Source organism: Corynebacterium nasorum (assembly GCF_032821635.1).
Taxonomy (GTDB): domain Bacteria; phylum Actinomycetota; class Actinomycetes; order Mycobacteriales; family Mycobacteriaceae; genus Corynebacterium; species Corynebacterium kefirresidentii.
In genome coordinates, this window is sequence record NZ_JAVBIE010000006.1 from 61,790 (window position 1) to 80,442 (window position 18,653).

The 18,653-nt window shown below is 58.8% G+C and carries 18 protein-coding genes; 11 read left to right on the forward strand and 7 right to left on the reverse strand.

The annotated features are described in order from the left end of the window. Window positions 1-73 precede the first annotated feature (73 nt). The 3 genes from mscL to RAE07_RS06505 all read right to left on the reverse strand — a co-directional run bounded on the left by mscL (window position 74) and on the right by RAE07_RS06505 (window position 1,984). The gene (gene mscL / locus RAE07_RS06495; RefSeq protein ID WP_023021972.1) at window positions 74-568 is read right to left on the reverse strand and encodes a large-conductance mechanosensitive channel protein MscL; all 495 of its coding nucleotides are present in this window, start codon (window positions 566-568) and stop codon (window positions 74-76) included. Window positions 569-679: 111 nt separating this feature from the next. Continuing rightward, entirely contained in the window at window positions 680-1,360 is a 681-nt protein-coding gene (locus RAE07_RS06500) for an SAF domain-containing protein (RefSeq protein ID WP_317001561.1), read from the reverse strand. A 48-nt stretch (window positions 1,361-1,408) separates the two neighbouring features. Further along, the gene (locus tag RAE07_RS06505) at window positions 1,409-1,984 is read right to left on the reverse strand and encodes a 5-formyltetrahydrofolate cyclo-ligase (RefSeq protein WP_023021970.1); all 576 of its coding nucleotides are present in this window, start codon (window positions 1,982-1,984) and stop codon (window positions 1,409-1,411) included. 67 nt (window positions 1,985-2,051) lie between these two features. On the opposite strand from RAE07_RS06505, the gene RAE07_RS06510 reads away from it, so the two are divergent. From RAE07_RS06510 to sepX, 4 genes are all read left to right on the forward strand, one after another. Further along, window positions 2,052-2,978: a UTP--glucose-1-phosphate uridylyltransferase gene (locus RAE07_RS06510; protein ID WP_317001563.1), complete on the forward strand. Its 927-nt coding sequence runs from the start codon at window positions 2,052-2,054 to the stop codon at window positions 2,976-2,978. A 56-nt stretch (window positions 2,979-3,034) separates the two neighbouring features. Next, entirely contained in the window at window positions 3,035-4,345 is a 1,311-nt protein-coding gene (gene glp, locus RAE07_RS06515) for a molybdotransferase-like divisome protein Glp (RefSeq protein ID WP_317001564.1), read from the forward strand. Next, window positions 4,345-5,055, forward strand: a complete 711-nt coding sequence (locus RAE07_RS06520) for a GNAT family N-acetyltransferase (RefSeq protein WP_023021967.1) — start codon at window positions 4,345-4,347, stop codon at window positions 5,053-5,055. Before glp ends, RAE07_RS06520 begins: the two co-directional genes overlap by 1 nt. 143 nt (window positions 5,056-5,198) lie before the next feature. Then, window positions 5,199-6,596 (forward strand): divisome protein SepX/GlpR, encoded by a 1,398-nt coding sequence (gene sepX, locus RAE07_RS06525; RefSeq protein ID WP_317001567.1) that lies wholly within the window; start codon window positions 5,199-5,201, stop codon window positions 6,594-6,596. 14 nt (window positions 6,597-6,610) lie between these two features. Here the strand turns inward: sepX and RAE07_RS06530 are convergent, their stop codons facing one another. Beyond that, window positions 6,611-7,327 (reverse strand): DNA-3-methyladenine glycosylase I, encoded by a 717-nt coding sequence (locus RAE07_RS06530; RefSeq protein ID WP_023021965.1) that lies wholly within the window; start codon window positions 7,325-7,327, stop codon window positions 6,611-6,613. Window positions 7,328-7,481: 154 nt separating this feature from the next. On the opposite strand from RAE07_RS06530, the gene RAE07_RS06535 reads away from it, so the two are divergent. Both RAE07_RS06535 and RAE07_RS06540 read left to right on the forward strand, forming a co-directional pair. Next, window positions 7,482-7,895 carry a DoxX family protein gene (locus RAE07_RS06535; RefSeq protein WP_023021964.1) on the forward strand — a complete coding sequence of 138 codons (414 nt, stop codon included), beginning with the start codon at window positions 7,482-7,484 and terminating at the stop codon, window positions 7,893-7,895. Then, the gene (locus RAE07_RS06540) at window positions 7,882-8,583 is read left to right on the forward strand and encodes a zf-HC2 domain-containing protein (protein ID WP_023021963.1); all 702 of its coding nucleotides are present in this window, start codon (window positions 7,882-7,884) and stop codon (window positions 8,581-8,583) included. The genes RAE07_RS06535 and RAE07_RS06540 overlap by 14 nt, the downstream gene beginning before the upstream one ends. Window positions 8,584-8,600: 17 nt before the next feature. Here the strand turns inward: RAE07_RS06540 and pmt are convergent, their stop codons facing one another. Beyond that, window positions 8,601-10,220 carry a protein O-mannosyltransferase gene (pmt, locus tag RAE07_RS06545; protein ID WP_023021962.1) on the reverse strand — a complete coding sequence of 540 codons (1,620 nt, stop codon included), beginning with the start codon at window positions 10,218-10,220 and terminating at the stop codon, window positions 8,601-8,603. Between the two features lie 24 nt (window positions 10,221-10,244). Between pmt and rsmI the strand changes: the two genes are divergently transcribed. The 3 genes from rsmI to metG all read left to right on the forward strand — a co-directional run bounded on the left by rsmI (window position 10,245) and on the right by metG (window position 15,187). Beyond that, window positions 10,245-11,099, forward strand: a complete 855-nt coding sequence (gene rsmI / locus RAE07_RS06550; protein ID WP_023021961.1) for a 16S rRNA (cytidine(1402)-2'-O)-methyltransferase — start codon at window positions 10,245-10,247, stop codon at window positions 11,097-11,099. Window positions 11,100-11,346: 247 nt separating this feature from the next. Next, entirely contained in the window at window positions 11,347-13,203 is a 1,857-nt protein-coding gene (locus RAE07_RS06555) for a BCCT family transporter (protein WP_023021960.1), read from the forward strand. Window positions 13,204-13,354: 151 nt separating this feature from the next. Further along, window positions 13,355-15,187, forward strand: a complete 1,833-nt coding sequence (metG, locus tag RAE07_RS06560; protein ID WP_084279147.1) for a methionine--tRNA ligase — start codon at window positions 13,355-13,357, stop codon at window positions 15,185-15,187. Between the two features lie 113 nt (window positions 15,188-15,300). Here the strand turns inward: metG and RAE07_RS06565 are convergent, their stop codons facing one another. Continuing rightward, window positions 15,301-15,801 carry a GNAT family N-acetyltransferase gene (locus RAE07_RS06565; protein ID WP_023021958.1) on the reverse strand — a complete coding sequence of 167 codons (501 nt, stop codon included), beginning with the start codon at window positions 15,799-15,801 and terminating at the stop codon, window positions 15,301-15,303. Window positions 15,802-15,811: 10 nt separating this feature from the next. Further along, window positions 15,812-16,306, reverse strand: coding sequence for a GNAT family N-acetyltransferase (locus RAE07_RS06570; protein ID WP_023021957.1), 495 nt, complete (start codon window positions 16,304-16,306; stop codon window positions 15,812-15,814). A gap of 25 nt (window positions 16,307-16,331) precedes the next feature. Between RAE07_RS06570 and RAE07_RS06575 the strand changes: the two genes are divergently transcribed. Then, on the forward strand, window positions 16,332-17,159 hold the full coding sequence (locus RAE07_RS06575) for a TatD family hydrolase (RefSeq protein WP_232212582.1): 828 nt from the start codon (window positions 16,332-16,334) through the stop codon (window positions 17,157-17,159). A gap of 285 nt (window positions 17,160-17,444) precedes the next feature. Then, entirely contained in the window at window positions 17,445-18,626 is a 1,182-nt protein-coding gene (locus RAE07_RS06580; RefSeq protein ID WP_023021955.1) for a resuscitation-promoting factor, read from the forward strand. Window positions 18,627-18,653 lie beyond the last annotated feature (27 nt).

Genomic DNA, 18,653 nt, shown 5'->3' on the forward strand with positions numbered 1-18,653 from the left:
CGCGGTTCCTACTTCCTCGGAAGCGAAACCGCGGGCTTTGTGCTGCGAACAGCGACAGGCGTATAGCGAAAGGCTACTTGGCCTGGTGGCGGCCGCCGCCGGTGGAACCGTAGTCTGCGTCCTCTGCGGCGTGGGAGGAACGGCTAGTGCCGGTTCCCGGGATGTCCGTATCGGAGACATTCTGGGCTTCGAGCAGATCGCGGATTTCTGCCAGGAGCTCCTCGGAGGTTGGGGCGGGAGCCTCAGGGTCGACACCGTGGCGGCGCTTAGCGGCCTCGGTGAGCTTATTAATCGGCATCACGATGAGGAAGTAGACTACTGCGGCGATAATGAGGAAGTTGATCGCCGCGGAGATGACGGCGCCGAAGTCCACAAAGGTGTTTTTCGCCTCCGTGATCTGGAAGCCAACGGCCCCAACCTCGGCGGAGCCGAGGGAGTTAATGATCGGCTGGATAATAGAATCCGTAATGGATTTGACGATTGCGGTAAAGGCAGAACCGATGATGACTGCGGTGGCAAGTTCGATGACGTTGCCACGCATGATGAAGTCTTTGAAGCCCTTGAGCATGGTGATAAGCACCAACCTTTCTGGGAATAACTAACGGTAGGTAAAAACCATGGACACTGCGAAACCTTAATGGAGCCGGTAACCGACCACAACTGTTGTGGCTGAAAAGGTCTAGTGTTGCTGCGGGTGAGCGCGATCACCAACTATGACCACCGTGAGCGGCTGGCTTAACGACGCCGCGGCAACATCATTAGCGTGATCTTGGGGCAATGCGAGTAAAACGGTCGACGAGGAAGCCTCGCCTTCCGGGCTGGAGGTAGACACCACGCGTCCGCCTGAGGCGATAACGCGTGCGGTAGGGGTTGCGGCGGCCGCCCCCGCCTCAACTGCGGTCACCACGTCCACGGTGTCGCCGTGATGCAAATGGGGGATGATATCGGGCTCGGCAAGTTTGACCGGAATCATCCGCCCGGCCTCGGCCCCTGTGCCACCCACCAAGCTGGAGACAAGATCTTCTCCTAGAAGGCGAGCACCGGTAATCACTTCGCCCTTGTTGGCGGCGGCGGTAATAACGCGGCCACTTAGTTCTTCTGGCTTTTCCGTTAGCGTAGAATCGGGGATAGAGGAGGCAGGAAGCCGGGCTAGGTCGACGTCGGCAAGCGCAAGCTCTGCTCCCGCCGGCAGATCGCGGCTAAAAACGGGAACGCGCGGTAGCTCCTTGGCCGCCGAAAGGGCCGAGGCTAGCGCGGCAATAAGGAGGGCCACCGCAATGGCGCGGCGCACTAGTACGCCGCGGCGGTGGCCAGGGCTGCGGAGGGTATCAACGAGGCGGGGAAAATGAGAAGTGGGCATACTTTTTTAGACTGTCCAAAACCGCTCATGGTTCCCGTACCCCGGAAACTAGAAGCGAGTGATGCCGTGGGCGGTGACCACGGCATCGACCTTGCGGTCGTGGTCCTCGGTAGGTAGCTCATCTAGCAGCTCGGTGGGGTAGACCATGGCGAAGACCGGTGGCTTGCCGTGGGGAAGTGGCTCTAGTGCGCGGTCATAGTATCCGCCGCCTTTGCCCATGCGGTTGCCCTTGGCGTCTACGGCCATGGCTGGGGCGAGTACCAGATCGCACTCGGCCAGGACGCTGCTATCAAAGCTTGGGCCTTGGGGCTCATTCAAACCCATCGCGCTTTCGTGCATTGCTTCTTTGCCGCGGTATTCAGCAAAGGTCAACGTGCCATTCTCGCCGGAAATTGGCAAGAGGACGCGGGAGACATGCTCCTTGAGCCACGGCACAAAATCGGCGCCGCCCGGCTCCGAACCCAAAGGCCAGTAGGCAGCCACGGTCATGGACTCGGTGAGTTCGGACTCGAGATGCTTACGCACGCCAGCAGTAAAGGCGTCGTGGTCTTCGGCGGAAAGTTCGCGGCGGGCCTGGACCAAGCGGGCCCGCAGCTCGTTTTTAGCAGTCATGGAAGAGGTCATAAATTAATCATAACCCCGCGGCGTAGCGGTGCACGGGAAAATAATGTGGCGTTGTACGCTATTACGCATGGCTATAGAACGCGAAGATTCCGCCCGCGGAATCACCACGGTTGTAGTTCCAGCGGCAGGTATGGGCACCCGATTTTTGCCCGCCACCAAGACGGTTCCCAAAGAACTGCTTCCCGTTGTTGATACTCCCGGCATTGAACTCATCGCAGAGGAGGCGGCCTCTGTAGGCGCCCGCCGCCTTGCGGTGATTACCGCGCCCGATAAGCAAGAAGTCATGCGCCACTTCGAAGCTTTCCCAGAACTGGTAGACACCCTTGAATCCCGCGGCAAGGACGAGCAGGTTGCCAAGGTTAAGCGCGCTAATCAGCTCATTCACCCTGTTGCGGTGGAGCAGGAAAAGCCACTGGGCTTGGGCCACGCGGTGGGCCTGGCAGAAGAGGTACTCGGCGAAGATGAGGATTCTTTTGCCGTCATGCTTCCAGATGACATCGTGCTGCCTGCCACCGTCATGGCAGACATGGCTCGCGTGCGCGCGGCTTTGGGCGGTAGCGTGCTGTGCGCCTTCGAGGTCCCGCGCGAGCAGACCTATAACTACGGCGTCTTCGACGTAGAAGATACCAATGCCCCCGGCGTTAAGAAGGTCGTGGGCATGGTGGAAAAGCCGGCGGTGGAAGATGCCCCGTCTAATCTCGTGGCCACCGGTCGCTACCTATTGGATCGCAAGATTTTTGATGCCCTCCGCCGTATTAAGCCAGGCAAGGGCGGCGAGCTGCAGCTTACCGACGCCATCGAGCTCCTCATCGAGGAAGGCGAGCCCGTGCACGTGGTAGTCCACCAAGGAAAGCGTCATGATTTGGGAAATCCCGGTGGGTATATCCCCGCCAATGTGGATTTTGGTCTGCGCGATGAAAAGTATGGCCCCACGCTGTATAAAGCGATTAAGCAGATTCTGGCCGAGTATGAGGATGAGCACGGCCTAAACTAGGGAGATTTCCCAAGGGCAGAGGACATGAAAGCGAAGAAAGGGCTGGCATAGACCTTATGCGTTCAGTTGATGACCAGTTGGCGCTGGTAACGGATGCGGCGAACACGCCGGAGCCGGTGCGCATCGGTATTTCCAACGCGTTGGGGTTAATGTGCGCCGAGGAGGTGCAAGCAAACCAGCCCCTGCCGGGCTTTCCGCAGGCAGCCATCGACGGCTATGCGGTGCGCGCCGTTGATATTGGAGGCGAGCGCGGCCTAAGGCTCCGCCGTCCCAAGGAGCAGGAGGAGCAGGCTGCGGAGGGGGAAGAAGAGAAGGCACCCCAGCAACCGGAGGTCGAGCGTTCCTTGCCTGTGGTGGGCGAGGTTCCGGCCGGCTCCAAGCAGCCGTTGCGCCTGCAGCCCAAGCAAGCCGTGCGTGTGTATACGGGTGCGCCTTTGCCCACGCTTGCCGACGCCGTCCTTCCCCTCGAGTGGACCGACCGCGGCCGCAAGCGCGTCACCGCCCATCGCCCGGTGCGCTCCGGTGACTTTGTTCGCCGGGTAGGCGACGATATCCAACCTGGCGATGTGGCTGTATCTTCCGGCACGGTTTTGGGCCCCGCCCAGATCGGCCTGCTGGCCGCAGTTGGCCGCTCTAAGGTATTGGTCTATCCGCGCCCGCGCATCACCATCATCTCCTTTGGTCGCGAACTGGTTGATTTGGACCAAGAACCGGCACTGGGCCAAGTCTTTGACGTCAACTCTTATTCCCTCGCCGCCGCGGCTCGCGAGGCTGGGGCAGAGGTGCATCGCGTTGGCATTGCCGAGGGGGAGCCGCGCCGCATCCGCGAAGCGCTGGAAAAGCACATCGCTCGCAGCGAGGTCCTGGTCATCTCCGGTGCGGTTGGTGGAGCCGGCGCCGAGGCCATCCGTGAGATTCTTGATGACCTCGGTGATATCGATACCTCTCGTGTTGCCATGCATCCCGGCTCCGTCCAGGGGTTTGGTCTGGTGGGCGAGGAACGCATTCCTACCTTCTTGCTGCCGTCTAATCCAGTATCCGCGTTCGTGGTCTTCGAGGTATATATCCGCCCGCTCATTCGCTTGGCACTGGGTAAACGCAATGCGCACCGCCGTGTGGTGCGTGCCCGCGCGCTGAACCACATCGATTCCCGCCCCGGCCGGCGCGGCTTCATCCGCGCTCGTTTGATGCGCGATGCGGAAACCGCGGATTATCTGGTGGAAGGGCTGGGCGGTGCCGCGGGTGCCCCAGCGCACCTATTGGCCGGTCTTTCGGAGGCCAATGCCATGATTCGCGTGCCGGAAGAGGTAACGGAAATCCGCCCGGGCGATGTGGTCGATGTGTTGTTTTTGACCCAGCGTAGCTAATGCTCGATCCCTTCGGCACTGCGGCGGATAGGTTCCGCCTTCCCGCTACCGGCCCCACGGATGACATGCATCCGGGATGGCCGGAATCTACTCCTTTTGTTAGGCTTCCCGCTTCCGCTGTCTTCCCTTCGGGGGCGCGGATGCGCCTGCGGCCGCTGCTGCGATCTGATGGGCATGAGTGGCGGCGCCAACGTATCGAAGATGAAAGCTTCCTCCGCTCGGTCGAGCCGACCCAAGCGGCACCTTGGGCGGCGGCGCATAGCCAGCAGGCGTGGTGGAATCATCTGATGTACCTGCGTACCGCCGCCCGTGAGGCACTGGTGGTCCCACTTGTCATTGAAGTGGAGGGCCAATTCGTAGGCCAAATCACCTTGGGGAATATTCAGCATGGCAGCATTCGCGATTGCTGGATTGGTTACTGGGTTTATTCCGCTATCCACGGCGCCGGCGTGGCTACGGCTGCCACCGCCTTAGGCGTGGACCACGCCTTTGGACGGGTGGGCCTACACCGGGTGACCGCTACCTATCTAGAGAGCAATCCTGCCTCTGGTCGCGTCTTAGCCGCCAATGGCTTTCGACACGAGGGATACTTGCGTCGCAATTTGCATATAGACGGTGCCTGGCAGGACCACCATTACGTGGCTTTAGTTAAAGAAGACTATGCCTCCACGGCTGTCGAGCGCCTGCGCCAGGCTGGCCGGTTGGCGTGAAATAGCTCCACAGTTGCTGGGATTTCGACCTCAATTTTCACAGAAGTCACAACATTGTAATTTGTGGGAATTTGGGGTGCTATGGTGCGGTTTCACCGTTTAGAGTGGAGTAATCATCTGTATTCAAGGGGAAGGTCCTTTTCGTGTCGACAGCTGTGCCGGTTATCGCGATCATCGTGGTGTGGCTCTTCGTCCTCGCACCATGGATTCTGGGTAGGAATAACCGCCCAATGAGCCATACTGGTGAGGCCTTTGAAGATACTCGCGTCCTTTTTGAAGGAGATTCTGGCAAGGTCGCTGGCCGCCGGCGTCCACGCCTGCGTGCCGATGATGTGCACCGCCGCGAGGACCAGGACGAGGCGGACTATGAAGTAGTAGAGGCCGCAGACACCGGCGTGGATGAGTCGGATGCCGAGGCTACTAAGCCCTCTTCGCGCTCCGTGACTATTGCCGGTGCTGCCCGCCGCGCTAAGTCCCAGCCTTTCGGTACCGGCAGCCGTGCGTTTTCTGCGGCGTCTTCCTCCGCAGCTGGTGAGGACACTCAGCCAGAAGCAGATACTATCGACGGCGAACTGGTCGAGGAAGCGACTGTAGAAGGCGACGATTCTGCAGTTCAGCCCCAAGCAGTCGCGGTCCCAGCCTCCCAGCAGGCTGATACGGCGGCAGTTGGTGACGACACCGAATTCGATGATGCCGATGACGTACTTCTTGAGGACGAGGAAGACGCCGCAGACCAGGCCGCAAAAGATGACTCTACCGATATTGCTGCCGCCGAGTCAGAGGTCTTTAGCGCTCCCGCAGTCTCTACCGTGGCGAGTGATGCCTATGACTACGACGAGACTTATACCTCGCCGGTGGACCTTATGTACCCCGGTGCCGTAGATAAGGCCGAGGTCGCTGAGAAGGATTCTGCCGATTCGGAAGGCACGGCTGACGCTGAGCCGGTATCCGTGGACAAGGCAGAGGCCGAGGACTCTGGGGAACTCATGGAAACCGCTGCAGCAGACGACGCCGGTATGGATACCAACCTGTCCGAGGATGAGATGGAATTCGCGCAGCGTCGCATGGGCCGTGGCGGCTGGGACCCGGTAGCAGAAAAGGAAAAGTCTGTTACTCGTTACCAGCGCCGTCAGCGCACCCTGCTGGGCCTAGCCGTGGCCGTGGTACTCACGGTGGCCCTGGGGATCGTGGCCGGCGGCTGGACCTGGTGGTTGGCTGCGGTGGCCGGTGCGCTCACCGTTGTCTATCTGATGGCTCTTCGCGCTCAGGTCCGTCAGGAGCGAGCCCTGATGCGCCGCCGTGTGCGCCACTTGCGCCGCGCCCGTTTGGGCGTGCGCAACGCAGAGGATGAAGCTTTGAAGATTCCGCGCAACTTGCGCCGCCCAGGCGCTGTGATCGTGGAGATCGATGACGAAAGCCCTGACTTTGTGCACCTTCCGCTGCGCTATAACGATGGGGAAGACGGCGATTTTGATGGCCCCCACGCCGGGCCCGACGGCTATAGCCGGCGCGATGACCTAGCAGCCCGTCGCGCTGGATAGGAACTGGTGCCGACTTAGCAGGCCGCGTTCCGGAGTTCAGTGGAAGGCGCTGACCGCGGGTTCGTGAGCGCGTTGTATTCCTGCGCTAGGCCATAATGCGGCACACCGCTGTCGTGCCATACCCCGGAGGTTCCGCGGCGGTGAGAGCCGATGAGATGGGTATCAATCATGCCGATCGCCTCCATGAGTGCGAAACAGGTGACGGGGCCGACAAAGCGGAAGCCCTTCTTCTTGAGTTCGCGTGACATCAACTTGGATTCGTAGCTCTTTTTCGGAATATCTTCCATTGCGGTGGGGTAGAGGTTCTCCGGCGGTTGGAAGGACCAAATGAACTCCGCCAGCCCGCCCTCTTCGCGTAGGGCGATGGTGGCTTTGGCGTTTGTGATGGCGGCGCGGATTTTGGTCTCGTTGCGAATAATGGAGGCGTCGCCAAGCAATCGCTCAACATCCGGTTCGGTAAATTGAGCGACTTTTTCAGGATCGAAGTCGCAAAAAGCCGCACGGAAGGCCTCGCGCTTTTTCAAAACCACCGCCCAGGAAAGCCCGGACTGGAAAGACTCGAGGCTCAAACGCTCGTAAAGAGCTGCTTCATCAAAAATAGGCAGGCCCCATTCGGTGTCGTAATACTCCTTCAACATCGGCGAGGACATTGCCCAAGGCGGGCGGCCAAGTCCATCATCGTCATAGACTAAGGCGGTGCGCTCTGCGGACTGCGTAGCTGGTTTGCTCATGGTGTTCTCCTTTAATCTTTCTGCCTGGTTCCCATTGAAACAGTCCGCGTGACTATATGCCGTTCCTTCCCCGGCAAAGGGCGAAATTCCCAGCAGTATGGGCGTAGGCCATTGCCTTCGCATCGGGTGAGGGGTTCAGGGTAATCTGTTCAGCATGAATAGACCTGCCGTACGCGATGCCGCTTTGCTTATTTTTCGAGCGGTCCTCGGATTAATCTTTATCGCACACGGCGTGGACAAGATGTTTATGACCGGCATGGACGAAACCGTGGGGCAATTTTCCGCCCTTGGGGTGCCGCAGCCACAGCTTTCCGGCTATATCGCCGCCATCGGGGAGATGGTTGGGGGCGCCTTCCTCGTCGTCGGTTTGCTCACCACTTTTGTGGCCGGCGCGCTTGCCCTGCTGATGGGGTGCGCACTGTACTTTGTGCATTTGGGACATGGTCTTTTTGCTGCCGAAGGCGGAATCGAATACCCACTGGTATTGCTGATGTCCTTATTGATGATCGTGATTTTTGGCTCCGGTCGAGCCAGCATGGACGGGGTGCTCAGCAATGTTGACGCATAGCCAAGTCCAAGCGGCGATTTCTGCGCAGCTGGACGGTGAGCACTCAGATCTGGCAGAGGACGTAATCGATGCACACTTGGAAAGCTGCGCCGAATGCCGCGCCTTTCGCGATAAGGCGGCCGCGCTTTCGCGATCATTGCGTTTTGTGGAGCCTGCGGAATCCGGTATGGCGCCGCCAACGGATCTCTCCGAAGTCATTTTGGCCGGTGTGGAGCCGGAATGGCGGCGCACCTCGAGCGCTCGCCAGGCCAACCTGACGGTTGCGCGTGCCGCCATGGTGCTCATGGGCGCCATCTTTGCACTCTGGGCAGTAGCGCTCATCGTCCATTCCTCCGGGCTCGTACCGTTGGGTGAGGAAGGAAAGGTTTTAGATCCCACGGCGGATCCGGAACGAGCCAACCTGTTGATGGAAGGCGCAGCCGTACGCTTTGGCATGGCCTGTGGCCTATTTTTTAGTGCCTGGCGCCCCGCAGCGCTTACCGGCCTGCTCCCGGTCTCGGCCACGATGTTTGCTTTCCTCTTCGGGTTCGGCATGCGCGATATTGCGCTGGGCACCGTAACCATCGAACAGGTATATTTTCTTATCGCTACCGCGCTGGCGACCTTCAGCTTGGCGTGGGCTTGGGCGGCAGAAAAGGGCTACTTGGTGCGCGCCTGGTGGAAGTCCCTCAACGCACAACCTCAATAAGCCCCGCTTTCGTGCGGCTAGGTCCAGCTAGGCAGCCACATCATGGAGTGGTACCAAGAATCTGGAATCTTGTAGCCGTACAAAATGGGAGAGAAATAGAAGAACATCGCCACTACCAGGGCTAGGTAGAACACGGCGGCGATTGTTCCCCAGCGTACAGGGCCGCCTGCCAAACTCTTGAGCCATCCCCACTGCACTGGCCTGCCATGGCCGATGAGCTGGCCGAGTGCTAAGGCAATGAGCACGATGACAAAGGGGATAAACGCAGTGGCATAAAAGAAGTACATCTGGCGGTCAAAGGCTGCAAGCCAGGGCAAGAAACCTGCCCCAAAGCCCACCAAGGGGATGAGGAAGCTGCGATTGCGACGAATGATAAGTGACCACAGTCCCCACAGGACGGCCGGGATGACCAGCCACCAGATAGCCGGCGTGCCAAAAAGGTAGAGCATCTTGCGGCACTCGTTGCTGCCATCACCGCATTGCAGGTCGGTGGAGGAGTAGTACAAGATGGGGCGGGCGGCTACCAGCCACGCCCAAGGCTTAGAATCCCACGGGTGGTGGTGGCCACCGGAGGAAGTCAGGCTGGCGTGGAATTCTAGGACAGAGGAATGGTAGTAGAACCAGCCTGCCAGGGATTCAGGCAGGTGCATCAGCCACGATCCATCCTCGATCGTTCCATCTACTTTGGCGTGGCGGTACACGGCGGTTTCGGAGGAAAACCACGCTCGCCAGGTCCAGGCGTAGAGCAGCACCGGCACCAGTACGAGGGAGGCTAGGGCAGCAGGAGTATCGCGCACGAGGGTGCCCACTATGTAGCGGCGTACGCCATAGCGCTTGCGCAGGGCAAGATCGCTAAAGACGGACATGAGGCCAAAGAACATGATGAAGTACAGGCCGGACCACTTCACCCCCAGGGAAAGGCCAAGACAGACGCCCGCGAGGAGTCGCCACCAGCGGAATCCAAAGCGTGGTCCGAAGGCGGAGGAGCCCAAACGATTTTTAAGGAAAGCGCTGTGGAGGCGCTCGCGCATCTGATTATGATCGCGAGCAAGTGCCCAGGCGGCCGAGACAACAAAGAAGACCTGGAAAATGTCCAACATGCCGAACTTGGAAGAGACCAAAAGCACACCATCAAAGACGGCGATGAGGCCAGCCAGGGTTGCTACCTGCCAGGATAAAGAGACGCGGCGGGCCAGGGACATCGTCAAGAGCACGGTGGCTGCGCCGAAGAGGGCAGTCATAAAACGCCAGCCCAGTGGGGAATAGCCAGCGACCCATTCGGACAGCGCCACAATCTGCTTGCCCAGCGGTGGGTGAACCACCAGGCCATAACCGGGGTTGGATTCTATACCTCCGATGAAGAGGTTATCCCAGCTTCGCACCATGTCCCAGGCTTGCGGAACGTAGTGCTTTTCATCAAAGACAGGAGTGCCCTTTGATACGGGCGCGGTCAATCCGGCAAAGCGGGTAATGAGCGCGAGTACGCCAACGACGCTAGTGCTTATCCAGTCAGCCTTGCCCCACTGATAGGTGCGGGGCGCTGGCGGGGCCACAGTGTCGTGCGTGGTGCGCGATGGGGCAGCGGTAGCAATAGTCACTTGGTTGAGTCTAGGCGACAAGGCACCGCGCCCGCGCATTAGAGAGTATGGAATGCTAGAGATATGTCTGTTTCAGGTCTGGATCCACTACCGCGCGGGGTCATCCTCGCCGCCACGCCGCTGGGAAACGTGGGAGATGCCTCCGCGCGTTTAATGCATGCCTTGCAGCATGCGGACGTCATTGCGGCCGAGGATACGCGGCGCGTGCGGAACTTGGCGCAAGCTTTGGGCATCGAGATTTCCGGGCGGGTGGTGTCCAATTTTGATCACAATGAAAAGGACCGAGCCCAGCAGCTTATCGACGCCGCCGCAGCCGGCACCGTCCTCGTCGTTACGGATGCCGGCATGCCCATCATTTCTGATCCAGGACTGTCTATTGTGGCTGCAGCAGCTGACCGGGATATTCCCGTGACTTGTTTTCCTGGCCCTTCTGCCGTCCCAACGGCCTTGGCGCTGTCCGGCCTCGGCGTGGGTCACTTCCTCTTCGACGCCTTTCCTCCCCGCAAGCCCGGACCTCGCAAGGCCTGGTTAGAGTCACTGCGTAACGAAAAGCGCGCCATCGTCTTTTTTGAATCCCCACACCGGGTAGCCGAAACTCTAGCCGAGGCCGCGGATATCCTCGGCGCCCAGCGCCCGGCAGCGGTGTGCAGGGAGCTTACTAAAACCTATGAGGAAGTCCGGCGCGGCAGTTTGGAAGAGTTGGCCGAGTGGGCGGCTGAAGGGGCACGGGGAGAAATCACTGTGGTGATCGAGGGCGGAACCGCCGCGGCCGCTACCGCCGCAGATTTGGTTCCCCAGGCGATGGAATTGGCGGCGGCGGGGATGCGGCTAAAGGATGCTTGTAAGCAGGTAGCGAAAGACACCGAGGTTTCCAACCGCGAGCTTTATGACGCCGCTTTAGCAGCTCGCAAGGACTAGCCCCTATCGACGTGCTGATTAAGTCACAACTTTTGGTACCCGCAGATGGCTTCACTAAAGCAAACTTTGTAACTGAATTGTTATAGTGCTCGGGCGTGTGGGTGGCTTAAAGCGCTATTTACATGGGGAAATGAAGCGTAAAAACTGTTCAAATTAGCGTGGAAAATTCCTGGGAAATGGCGCTGAGCAGCGAAGTTTCTTACTGCTTCGTTTGATAATTGAGTAGTTCCGCACCACTGTATAGTTCATGACAAACTCGGAAAATATGGGCACAGGCGTGCCAGAAGAAGGAAAGGAACCGGTCGGCGCACATGCGCAGCCGGCTTCGGCTTCTTCGAGCGAGCAGCCTATTGAGAATTATCAGACTGTAGACGAACAGCTGGACGCACAATCTGCCACCGGCCAGCTGCAGGATATGATTCACTCCGACGGTTTCCACCCGGAGCGCTACGACGATCCTGAGGTAGAAATTGCGGCCGATCGTGACAATATGCCAATCGATTGGTCCATCGTCGGCATCGCCGGCGTGCTTGTTGCCGCGATCGTCGTCTGGGGTTTGGCTGCCCCGGATAACTTTGCCAACTTCTCCGCTTCGGCCCTGACCTGGGTAGTCGACAACTTTGGTTGGGCATACATTCTCTTCGGCACCGTCTTTGTGGTGTTCGTTGTCTTCATTGCCGCCTCCAAGTTCGGCTCCATCAAGCTGGGCCGCATTAATGAGGAGCCGGAATTTTCCACGCCCTCATGGATCGCCATGATGTTTGCCGCCGGTATGGGCATCGGCCTGATGTTCTATGGTGCCTCCGAGCCGCTAGCTAACTACCGTGACGGCACCCCAGGTGAGGGCACCGGCAACGTTGGATCTTCCATGGCCTATGCAATGTTCCACTGGACGCTGCACCCTTGGGCGGTCTATGCCATCGTTGGCTTGGCCATTGCATACTCCACCTTCCGCATCGGCCGTAAGCAGTTGTTGAGCCAGGCTTTCGTGCCGCTGATTGGCGAGCGTAATGCTAATGGTGCAGTGGGCAAGCTCATTGACATCCTGTCTATCTTCGCCACCGTCTTCGGCACCGCCTGCTCCCTGGGCCTGGGTGCCCTGCAGATTCAGGCCGGACTGAAGGCATCCGGAATCATCGATAATCCCACCAACTCCGTGGTTATCGGCATTGTGTTGGTTCTGACCCTCGCGTTCATCCTGTCTGCGATGTCCGGCGTGGGCAAGGGCATTCAGTATATCTCCAATGCGAATATGGTCCTCGCCGCAGTGTTGGCGATCTTCGTGTTCATCTTGGGCCCGACCGTTACCATCCTGAACCAGATTCCTGGCTCCATTGGTAACTACCTCAACTACTTCACCGAGATGATCGGCCGCACCGCCGAGTCCGAAAACGGCGCCGCCGCTGAGTGGCTTTCCGGTTACACGATCTTCTACTGGGCTTGGTGGGTTTCCTGGTCCCCGTTCGTGGGCATGTTCCTGGCTCGTATTTCCCGCGGCCGTTCCGTCCGCGAATTCTGCTTGGGCGTCCTGCTCATCCCAGCCGGCGTATCCACCCTGTGGTTCGCTATCTTCGGTGGCACCGCCATCCACATGGAGCAAAACGGCGAATCCATCACCGGCGAATCTGCCGAGGAAGAGCTGTTTAACCTCCTGCAGTCCATGCCTGGCGGTTTCGTTGCCGGCATCGTTGCAGCAATCCTGTTGGCTACCTTCTTCGTTACCTCGGCAGACTCCGCGTCCACGGTGATGGGCTCCATGTCCCAAAATGGTGCCGCTACTGCTAAGCCGTGGCTTTCCGCCGCGTGGGGTGGATTGACTGCCTTGGTAGGCCTGACCCTGCTCTTGGCCAATGAGGATGCACTGTCTAACCTGCAGAACGTCACCATCGTTGCTGCACTGCCATTCCTGTTCATCGTGGTTGGACTGATGTTCGCCATCTACAAGGCGTTGAGCGAGGATGTTATCTACCTCGAATACCGCGAGGCACAGCAGTTCCAGCGCAAGATGGCCCGCGAGCGCCGCCTGCACCGCGAGTACCAGCGCACGCAGGTTCTGAAGAAGCGCCGCAACGAACGCCTGAAGCACCCGATGAAGCGGAAGTAAATCGCTTTCTTCGCGGCTGCTCTAAAGCGCCCATTGTTTCCTTAGTGGTAGGGAAGCGGTGGGCGCTTTCTGCTGAAAATGCAGTTCACCTGCGGGAGAAATGTCTGCCCTAATCGTGTGTATAGGAGTCGGCTTCGATAAAGTAGAACCCATGACTGAGTCTGTAGTAGTTAATGTTGCTTGGCCCTACGCCAACGGCCCGCGCCACATCGGACACGTGGCCGGTTTTGGTGTTCCTTCCGACGTCTTTGCACGTTTCCAGCGAATGCGTGGCCGCAACGTACTCATGGTCTCGGGTACGGATGAGCACGGCACTCCGCTATTGGTACAGGCGGATAAAGAGGGCGTTTCCGTTCGTGAGCTCGCAGACCGCTATAACCGTCAGATCGTTACTGACTTGTCCAACCTTGGCCTGTCCTATGATCTCTTTACTCGCACCACCACCCGTAACCACTACTCCGTGGTGCAGGAGCTGTTCAAAGGCCTGTATGCCAACGGTTACATGCTCAAAGAGACCACCAAGGGCGCTATTTCGCCGTCTACCGGACGTACCCTGCCGGACCGCTATATCGAGGGCACCTGCCCAATTTGCGGTGCGGATGGCGCCCGCGGTGACCAATGCGATGAGTGCGGCAATCAGCTCGACCCCGTGGACCTTATCAACCCCGTATCTAAGATCAACGGTGAGACCCCGAAATTCATCGAAACCGAACACTTCCTACTGGATCTGCCAGCCATCAAGGATGAGCTGCAAAAGTGGCTTTCTACCCGCGAAGATTGGCGCCCGAACGTACTGAAGTTTTCCCTGAACCTGCTTGAAGATATGCGCCCGCGCACCATGACGCGCGATATTGACTGGGGAATTCCTATCCCCGTCGAGGGCTGGCAGGACAATAACGCCAAGAAACTCTACGTGTGGTTCGATGCGGTCATCGGCTATCTGTCTTCCTCCATCGAATGGGCGTACCGCACCGGTCAGCCCGAGGCCTGGAAGGACTTTTGGCAGAACCCAGACGCCCGCCACTATTACTTCCAAGGCAAGGACAATATCACCTTCCACTCCCAGATCTGGCCGGCCGAGCTATTGGGCTATGCCGGTAAGGGCAACAAGGGCGGGGAACTCCACAAGTACGGCGAGCTCAACTTGCCTACGGAAATCGTCTCCTCCGAGTACTTGACCATGTCTGGATCCAAGTTCTCCTCGTCCAAGGGTGTTGTCATCTATGTCAAGGACTTCTTGGCGGAGTTCGGCCCTGACGCCCTGCGCTACTTCATTGCCGTGGCTGGCCCTGAAAACAATGACACGGACTTTACCTGGGATGAGTTCGTTCGCCGTATCAATAATGAGCTGGCAAATGGCTGGGGTAACTTGGTCAACCGCACCGTATCTATGGCCTTTAAGAACTTCGGAGAGGTTCCCGCACCAGCAGCATTAGAAGAAAAGGACAAAGAAATCCTGCAGCTGGCGGAGGAGACCTTCGACACTGCCGGTGGTTTGCTGGAGCAGTCCAAATTTAAGCAGGCGATTACCGCTATCATGCACGTCGTCGGCGAGGCCAATGCCTATATTGCAGACCAGGAGCCATGGAAACTAGCCAAGGATGAGTCTCAGCGCGAGCGTCTAGCCACCGTGCTGTGGACCGCCCTCCAAGTCGTTTCTGACTGCAATGTCATGCTCACGCCCTACCTGCCGTTTACCGCGCAGAAGGTGCACGAAACCTTGGGCCGCAGCGGCGTGTGGGCCGCCCAGCCGGAGGTACACGACGTCAAGGACGATATTCCGGTAGAACTCGTGGGCGCTGGTTTACCGCCAGAGGGCCACGAATATCCGATTATCATGGGTGACTACACCCAGCAGCAGGCGAAGTGGGAGCGCATCCAAGTAGAGCCGGGCACCGCTTTGACAAAGCCTAAGCCGCTCGTCTCCAAGCTGGACCCAGAGCTGGGTGAAACCGGTCCAGAGTGGGCGCCTGTCTCCAAGTAACACCATATAAATAGCCGCGTTATCGCCCGATTTTTAGGAAGTTAAGGGCATAACGCGGCTATTTGTGTGCTCCAGTGCTGAGGGGCGCGGAGCGGCGGGGAAAAACCTGGCGGTTAGCGCTGGAAATCGCGCTGGAGGTGTACCAGGCCGAGGCGGACGCCGTCTTTGGTATGGATATTCGGCATACGGCCGGTCTCGGTAAAGCCGAACTTTTTATGCAAGGCGATAGAGCCTTCGTTGGTATCGACGATATAGGTGATCATCGTCTGTACGTAGCTGTCATCAGCGGCGTAGTCCATGAGGGCGTCGAGAAGCTCGGAGCCTACGCCCTTGCCCTGGGCGGAGGGAGCAATGTAGACGGAATCTTCGACGGTGCCGTAATAGATGGCAGGGGTCACGAACTGGAAATAGGCGGCCCAACCAATGATTTCATCATCGTGTACGGCTACGAAGACCGGGGAGCCGGCCTCAAACATCTCCTTGAGCCACTTTTCACGGTCAGCCACATCTTCTTGCCAGGTGACCAAGTTGGCGGCGGGTTTCGCTGCGGAGCCGGCGTTGTAGATGGCGGTGAGCGCGGGGGCGTCGGCAAGCTCGGCAGGGCGGATATGCATAGAAATTCCTTTACACCAGAAGTTGTAGGTGGGTGAGGCTCAGCCAACGATCGAACTTGTAGCAAACCTCTTTAAGAATACCCACGTTTTCAAACCCAAACTTTTCATGCAACTTAAGTGATGCCGCATTGGTGGAGACGATGAGGGCGAGCAGCGAATGAACCTTTTTATCGGCGCGCGCCGCCTTTACCAAGGCGCCAAGTAAAGCAGTGCCTACGCCTTGGCCCTGAGCGGTGGGGGAAAGATAGATGGTGGTTTCATAACAGCCTGTCCATACCTGCGGATCGCGGTAGGGGTGGTAGAGCGCCCACCCCAGGTAGTCGCCAGAATCGGACTCCGCGACGAGGCATGGGCAGTCCTTTTCCCACAGCTCGCGTAGGTAGTCTTCGCGCTCTGCGATGCTGGCCGGGGTAGCGCGGAAGATGGCGTCGGTGTGTGCGATGGCCCAGTTGAGGGTTTCGGTCATGGCGGGCACATCCGCAAGGCCGGCGGGTCTGATCAACATGGCAGCCAATATTACAATTGCGTGCATGGCTAAAAAGAAGCGACGACCCACTCCCGTTCCGGCACCGGGCCTCAGTGGCCTTATTGATGCGCACACGCATCTTTTCTCGCACAAGGACACCGATGAAGTGCTGGTGAATCGCGCACGCACCGCCGGTATCAGCCGCATGGTGACGGTTGGTGATGACCGCCGCGAATCGGCAGCGGCTCTGGCGACTGCACATGCCTTCCCGGATGTTTATGCTGCCTGTGCCATCCACCCAGTGCGCGCTAATGAGTTGGATGCGCCGACCAAGGCAGCGCTGGAAGAGATGGTGGCGGATCCGCGCTGCGTCGCGGTGGGGGAGACAGGACTGGATGCGTACTGGGTGCAGCATGAGCCAGAGACCACCGCGACCATGGCCCAGCAAGAGGAATCCCTGCGGTGGCATATTGACCTTGCAGTGCGCCATGGCAAGACGCTGATGATCCACAACCGCGAAGCGGATGCGGACTTGCTGCGCATCCTTGCCGACGCCCCCGCTCCCCACACCGTCATGCTGCACTGCTTCTCCTCGCCGCTGAAGGTAGCAGAGGAGGCCTTGGAGCGCGGCTACGTGTTGTCCTTTGCCGGCAACGTAACCTTTAAGCGCAACGCCGAGCTGCGGCGGGCGGCTGCCAAGGCGCCGGCCGGCCAGCTGCTGGTGGAAACTGATGCACCGTATATGACGCCAGAACCCTTCCGCGGCCAACGCAATGAACCGGCTCTTATCGGGCACACATATGAATGCATCGCCCGTGTACGCCACCAGACGGTGCAGGCGCTAGCGGCGGAGGTTAACGAAACCTTTGACCGCGTCTACGGCCTGGGCTAACTCCTGGGTGATGGTTTTCACAATTTCAAAACCCGCTGGCCAGGGGTGGCGTGGGTGTTTGGTGTGGCGGTTGTGTGCTCAGTGAGGCATGTGGCGGATTGGTTCTCGACTTTATGTTGCTGTTATCGTATTGTTATTAATCGTTCGTTTAGGTTTTAGGGATCCGCAGCGCCGCCCACGGTGCGGCAGCAGCAGATCTGAGCAATGCAATTGCCTGCGCGGAAATTCTTGCTGGCCTAAACTCTAATAATTGTTGAAACCTGCACTATCGGAGATTCATTCAGCATGTCACCTCATCAAATCAAGCGCATCAATAACTCCCGCTCGCTGCCACTGCGTCTGGCAACGGGTGGCGTCTTGGGTACCTTGGCCGTGGGCGGCGTCGTTGCCGTTGCGGCACAAAAGGATGTCACCGTCGACGTTAACGGCGACAAGGTGGAACTGGCTACCTTTGCCAAAGACGTTGACGGCGCGCTGGAGGCAGCTGGCGTTCAGGTGAGCGAGGAAGACATCGTCTACCCGGCACCGTCCGAGTCTGTGGGCGATGGCGATGAGATCTCCGTTCGCACCGCCAAGCCGGTGGCCGTGACCATCGACGGCGTGCAGCAGCAGTTGTCCACCACCGACCTCACCGTTTCTGACCTATTGGGTAACTTGAGCGGCGTGGCCAAGGGCGCTTCCGTCAAGTCCGGTGACGCTGACGTGGACCAGGATGCCCAGCTGGAAGAGGGCATGGACCTAGAGGTCGTTTCCCCGAAGATCGTCAAGATTAATGATGGTGGCAAGGTAACTTATACCAAGATTGCTGCTAAGACCGTCGAGGACGTTCTTAAGGCGCGCAATATCGACGTTGATGACGATGATCGTGTCTTCCCGTCCAAGGACACCAAGGTTACCGATGGCATGTCCATCAAGGTGGATCAGGTTTCCACTACGACCTATGACTCTGAGGAAGAGTTCGAAGCCGAGCCTAACTTTGTTGATGACCCGGAGCTGGAAGAGGGCACCGAAGAGGTCCGCGAGGAAGGCGTTAAGGGCAAGCGCGTTATCACTCGCAAGCTGGTGATGAAGGACGGCGCCAAGGAATCTAATGACGTCATCAAAGAAAAGGTGACCGTAGAGCCTAAGGCTGCCACCATCGCCCGCGGCACCAAGAAGGCCGAAGAAGAAAAGCCAGAGGAGGGCGGTAACTCTGGTGCTGCTGCTCCGGCTGTCGCCGATGGCTCCGTCTGGGATTCCATCGCACAGTGCGAGGCTACCGGTAACTGGGCTATCAATACCGGCAATGGCTTCTCCGGTGGCCTGCAGTTCACTCCATCCACTTGGGCCGCATTCGGTGGCACCGAGTACGCACCGGAGGCATGGCAGGCTTCCCGCGAGCAACAGATTGCCGTGGCACAGAAGGTGCAGGCGGCGCAGGGTTGGGGCGCTTGGCCGGCATGTACTTCCAAGCTGGGCCTGCGCTAGACTGAAGCGCTTTATCGCCGCACACCT